Consider the following 5,833-nt stretch of genomic DNA (forward strand, 5'->3'; position numbering starts at 1 on the left):
ATAGCCTTCCAAACATCCCTTATGGAAAGGACAAACACCCTTAAACTCTTTTTCAATATCCATTGGGTGTCTAGCAACATAATAATGACCCATCTCAGGGTGACCCACACCACCGATAAACTCGCCACGTTGGATGACACCTGCACCGATACCTGTACCGATTGTGTAGTAAACCAAGTTTTCGATACGGCCACCAGCATTATTACGGGCAACCACTTCACCATAAGCAGAGCTGTTTACGTCTGTAGTGAAGTACATTGGCACGTTGAGGGCGCGACGAAGGGCACCAAGCAAGTCCACATTTGCCCAGTTTGGTTTTGGAGTCGTCGTGATAAAGCCATAAGTTTTTGAGTTTTTATCAATATCAATTGGACCAAATGAACCAACTGCAAGACCAGCAAGGTTATCGAATTTTGAGAAGAACTCGATGGTTTTATCGATTGTTTCGATTGGAGTTGTTGTTGGAAATTGTGTTTTTTCTACAACGTTAAAGTTTTCATCACCGACAGCACAGACAAACTTTGTACCGCCCGCTTCCAAGCTTCCATATAATTTTGTCATGATAAACCTCTTGTTTTTATTTTCTTTATTATAGCATACTTCGAAAGTCTAAATGTCTCTATTTTTTAGATTTTCCTCTGTAAATCTTACTATCTAATAAAAACGAACAAACATATCATTTGTTCGTTTTCATTTTGAGAGGATTGATTAGATTTTCACTTCGATCACAGCATCACCCTTCGCAACTGAACCTGTTGCGACTGGAGCTACTGAAGCGTAGTCAGCTGTATTTGTAACGATAACCATTGTTGTATCATCAAGTCCAGCTGCAGCGATTTTATTTGAATCAAATGTTCCAAGAACATCGCCAGCTTTCACCTTGTCACCTTGAGCAACTTTTGCTTCAAAACCGTCACCGTTCATTGTTACAGTGTCGATACCAACGTGAATCAAGACTTCAGCACCATCGGCTGTTTTCAAACCAAAAGCGTGTCCTGTTGGAAATGCGATTGAAACTTCAGCATCAGCTGGTGCATAGACCACACCTTGGCTAGGTTTCACAGCGATACCTTGTCCCATAGCTCCACTTGAGAAGACTGGGTCATTGACATCAGCAAGAGCGACAACATCACCAACGATAGGAGTAATAAGTGTTTCAGTTTGAAGAGTAACAACATTTCCAGTAACTGCTTCTTCAACGAAGCGTTCTGTTGTAGTTCCTTCAGCAACCTCTACTTCATCCTCGTAACCAAACATGTAAGTAAGGGCAAAACCAAGGGCAAATGATACAGCTACCATAAGAAGGTATTGAGCAAGTTGTCCGTTACCGATGTAAAGCATTGTACCAGGGATGATGGTGATACCATTACCAGTACCAGCAAGTCCAAGGATTGAAGCCAATCCACCACCGATTGCACCAGCAATCAATGAAAGGAAGAATGGTTTACGGAAGCGCAAGTTCACCCCGAAGATAGCAGGCTCTGTAATACCTAGGAAGGCAGAAAGAGCAGCTGGGAAAGCTAGTGTTTTTAGTTTTGGATTTTTAGTTTTAACACCAACCGCAACAGTCGCAGCACCTTGAGCTGTCATAGCCGCAGTGATGATAGCATTGAATGGGTTAGCATGGTCAGCAGCAAGCAATTGAACTTCAAGCAAGTTGAAGATGTGGTGCACACCTGACACGACGATCAATTGGTGAACCCCACCAATCAAGAAACCACCAAGACCAAATGGCATGTTAAGGATCGCTTTTGTAGCGATAAGGATGTAGTTTTCAACAACGTGGAAGACTGGTCCGATGACAAAGAGTCCAAGGATAGACATAACCAAAAGTGTCACGAATGGTGTTACCAAGAGGTCAATCACATCTGGAACAACCTTGCGGACAGCTTTTTCAAATTTAGCTCCGACAACCCCGATGATGAAGGCTGGAAGAACGGAACCTTGCAAACCAACAACAGGGATGAATCCAAAGAAGTTCATAGCTGTTACTTCACCACCTGAAGCGACCGCCCAAGCGTTTGGAAGTGAGCCAGAAACAAGCATCATACCAAGAACGATACCAACGGCTGGATTTCCACCGAATACACGGAAGGTTGACCACACAACCAAACCTGGCAAGATGATGAAGGCTGTATCTGTCAAGATTTGAGTGTAAGTTGTCACGTCAGCTGGAAGTGTCATTCCAAGAGCAGTCAAGAGACCACGCACACCCATGAAGAGACCCGTTGCTACGATAACTGGGATGATTGGAACGAAAACGTCACCGAAAGTACGGATAGCACGTTGGAACCAGTTCCCTTGTTTAGCAGCTTCTGCTTTCATGTCATCTTTAGATGATGTTGGCAAACCAAGTGCAACAACTTCATCGTACATTTTGTTAACTGTACCTGTACCAAAGATGATTTGGTATTGACCTGAGTTAAAGAAAGCACCTTGAACTTTTTCCAAGTTCTCAATCACTTCTTTATTGATTTTTCCTTCATCTTTGACCATGACACGAAGACGAGTCGCACAGTGGGCAACACTGTTGACATTTTCACGTCCGCCCAAGGCATCGATGACTTTTTTTGCAATTTCCTGATTGTTCATTTGCAAAAATCTCCTTATATAAAATTTTGTTCTTGTTTGAAAGCGATTTTATCCGCCCTTACGACTATTATTTTATCATGTTTTAGAAATATGTCAAGCGTTTTGCAGAAAAAATCTTTGTTTCTTAGAGTAAGGTCTTTTACTTTGATAGATTGTGAGAGTTTTATGAAAGTATTCTTGAAAAAAATAGTTTAAAATCTGAGTTTAAAAGAATTTTGTTTCACTTTCTTTCAATTTTCTGTAGATAGATGATTGATTTCCTGCTTTTATTTTATGATAAACGTTTGACAGTTTTTTCTCTTTTTTAACATAAAAAGCTTGCATTTTTGCTCGAAAACGATTACTATTAAAAGTGATAAGATTTTTGGAGGAATAAATTAAATGGAATGGACAACTGAGCGTCGTTATAGACCCTATGAAGATTGGACGCAAGAAGAAATTCAACATATAAAGGAAAATATGGCACAATCCCCATGGCATACTCATTACCATGTTGAGCCAAAAACAGGACTTCTCAACGACCCAAATGGCTTTTCTTACTTTGATGGCAAGTGGATCCTCTTTTACCAGAATTTTCCTTTTGGTGCAGCCCACGGTTTAAAATCTTGGGTTCAGCTTGAAAGTGATGATTTGGTTCACTTTAGAGAAACTGGAGTCAAAGTTTTGCCTGATACTCCATTAGATAGCCACGGTGCCTACTCTGGTTCTGCTATGCAGTTTGGCGATAACTTGTTCCTATTTTATACAGGAAATGTTCGCGATGAAAACTGGATCCGTCACCCTTACCAAATTGGGGCTTTGATGGATAAATATGGCAAGATTACAAAGATTGACAAGATCTTGATTGACCAGCCTGCTGACTCAACTGACCACTTCCGTGACCCACAAATTTTTAACTTTAAAGGTCAATACTATGCTATCGTCGGTGGACAGGACTTGGAGAAAAAAGGCTTCGTCCGTCTCTATAAGGCTGTAGACAATGACTACACAAACTGGCAAGCCGTTGGCGATCTTGACTTTGCTAACGACCGTACTGCCTACATGATGGAATGTCCAAATCTGGTCTTTGTCGGGGAGCAACCTGTCCTTCTCTACTGCCCACAAGGATTGGATAAGAAAGTTCTAGACTACGATAATATCTATCCAAATATGTATAAGATTGGGGCTTCCTTTGATCCTGAAAGTGCCAAAATGGTAGATGTGTCTCAACTTCAAAACATGGACTATGGTTTTGAAGCCTATGCAACTCAAGCCTTCAACGCTCCTGACGGACGCGCTCTAGCAGTTAGCTGGCTTGGATTACCAGATGTTTCTTACCCATCTGACCGTTTTGACCACCAAGGAACCTTCTCTTTGGTCAAGGAACTCACTATCAAAGACGGCAAACTCTACCAATACCCAGTCGCAGCTATCAAGGACCTTCGTGCTTCTGAAGAAGCCTTCTCAAATCGTGCCCAAACTAAGAACACTTACGAACTTGAACTCAGCTTGGAAGCTAATAGCCAGAGCGAGATTGTCTTACTAGCTGATCAAGAAGGTAAGGGACTTTCCATCAACTTTGACCTTGTAAATGATCAAGTGACAGTGGATCGTAGCCAGGCTGGTGAGCAGTATGCCCAAGAATTTGGAACAACTCGCTCTTGCCCTATCGATAATCAGGCTACGACTGCTACAATCTTCATCGATAACTCTGTCTTTGAAATTTTCATCAATAAAGGAGAAAAAGTATTTTCTGGTCGTGTCTTCCCACATGAGGACCAAAATGGGATCCTGATTAAATCTGGAAACCCAACTGGAAGATACTATGAATTAGATTATGGTCGCAAAACTAACTGATGTCGCCAAACTTGCAGGCGTCAGCCCTACTACCGTTTCTCGTGTTATCAACAAAAGGTTATCTCTCTGAAAAAACCATTCAAAAGGTTAATGAAGCCATGCGAGAATTGGGCTATAAACCCAACAACCTAGCTCGCAGTTTGCAAGGAAAATCGGCTAAGTTAATCGGCTTGATTTTCCCCAATATTTCCAATGTTTTCTATGCAGAATTAATTGATAAGCTGGAACACCAACTCTTCAAAAATGGTTACAAGACCATCATTTGCAACAGCGAACACGATTCTGAGAAGGAACGCGAATACATCGAAATGTTGGAAGCTAATCAGGTAGACGGCATCATTTCAGGTAGTCACAACTTAGGAATTCAAGACTACAATCGTGTAACGGCACCGATTATTTCCTTTGACCGAAATCTGTCTCCAGATATTCCTGTCGTCTCCTCTGACAACTATGCTGGTGGGGTCCTGGCCGCCCAGACCTTGGTTAAGACAGGCGCCCAGTCTATCATCATGATTACAGGGAATGACAATTCTAACTCGCCAACTGGACTACGCCACGCTGGTTTTGCATCTGTAGTCCCCAAAGCTCCTATTATCAATGTTTCCAGTGACTTTTCTCCTGTCAGAAAAGAAATGGAAATCAAGAATATCTTGACCCGTCAAAAACCAGATGCCATCTTTACTTCAGATGACTTAACAGCTATTCTGGTCATTAAAATCGCTCAAGAGTTAGGCATTTCTGTCCCAGAAGAGCTCAAGGTCATCGGCTATGATGGTACCTACTTTATCGAGAATTACTATCCTCAACTGTCTACTATCAAGCAACCTCTGGAAGAAATTGCCTGCCTTACTGTTGACCTCCTCTTGCAGAAGATCGAAGGTAAGGAAGTCGCTACAACTGGCTATTTCTTACCGGTTACATTATTACCAGGAAAAAGTATTTAATACTCTTCGAAAATCTCTTCAAACCACGTCAGCGTCGCCTTACCGTAGGTATAGGTAACTGACTTCGTCAGTCTTATCTGCAACCTCAAAACGGTGTTTTAAGCAACCTGCGGCTAGCTTCCTAGTTTGCTCTTTGATTTTCATTGAGTATAAGTACAAGAAAACTCAGACCGATTCGTCTGAGTTTTTTTATAATCTTAAATTTTCGAGATAGCGCTGGGCTGTCTCTAGGTTAAAGGTTTTATCTGCGATGAGACGCTCGACTAGAGGAGCTACCTCGGATTCACTAGCACCTGCGAGGAGTGCCAAGGATTTGGCCTGCAATTTCATGTGGCCTTGCTGGATTCCTGTGCTGACCAAAGCTTTCAGGGCCGCAAAGTTTTGGGCAAGCCCGATAGACACGATAATCTGGGCTAATTCTTTGGCAGAAGGATTTCCCAGTAGCTCATGACTGAGGGCCA

At 42.1% G+C, this 5,833-nt stretch carries 3 protein-coding genes and 2 pseudogenes; 2 read left to right on the forward strand and 3 right to left on the reverse strand.

All coding sequences use genetic code 11. The features are described from left to right. Together SMIDD26_RS06890 and SMIDD26_RS06895 are read right to left on the reverse strand one after the other, a co-directional pair. The coding region (locus SMIDD26_RS06890) for an ROK family protein (protein WP_134990229.1) at nucleotides 1-561 on the reverse strand (561 nt) is incomplete at its 3' end. A 147-nt stretch (nucleotides 562-708) separates the two neighbouring features. Beyond that, nucleotides 709-2,592, reverse strand: a complete 1,884-nt coding sequence (locus SMIDD26_RS06895) for a sucrose-specific PTS transporter subunit IIBC (protein ID WP_061439644.1) — start codon at nucleotides 2,590-2,592, stop codon at nucleotides 709-711. Nucleotides 2,593-2,973: 381 nt separating this feature from the next. Here SMIDD26_RS06895 and SMIDD26_RS06900 point away from each other — a divergent pair, with 381 nt between their 5' ends. Continuing rightward, nucleotides 2,974-4,428, forward strand: a complete 1,455-nt coding sequence (locus SMIDD26_RS06900; protein WP_061439645.1) for a sucrose-6-phosphate hydrolase — start codon at nucleotides 2,974-2,976, stop codon at nucleotides 4,426-4,428. Further along, nucleotides 4,409-5,372: pseudogene (locus SMIDD26_RS06905) on the forward strand (LacI family DNA-binding transcriptional regulator). The gene SMIDD26_RS06900 and the pseudogene SMIDD26_RS06905 overlap by 20 nt, the downstream one beginning before the upstream one ends. 189 nt (nucleotides 5,373-5,561) lie before the next feature. Here SMIDD26_RS06905 and SMIDD26_RS13105 read toward each other — a convergent pair. Beyond that, nucleotides 5,562-5,833: pseudogene (locus SMIDD26_RS13105) on the reverse strand (3-hydroxy-3-methylglutaryl-CoA reductase); the annotation flags it as partial.

The sequence above is a fragment of the Streptococcus mitis genome (assembly GCF_001579035.1).
GTDB lineage: Bacteria > Bacillota > Bacilli > Lactobacillales > Streptococcaceae > Streptococcus > Streptococcus mitis_J.

Bases quoted from the DNA above. Each gene is read 5' to 3' on its own strand.
- SMIDD26_RS06895 (WP_061439644.1), bottom strand. From the start codon at position 2,592: ATGAACAATCAGGAAATTGCAAAAAAAGTCATCGATGCCTTGGGCGGA.
- SMIDD26_RS06900 (WP_061439645.1), top strand. From the start codon at position 2,974: ATGGAATGGACAACTGAGCGTCGTTATAGACCCTATGAAGATTGGACG.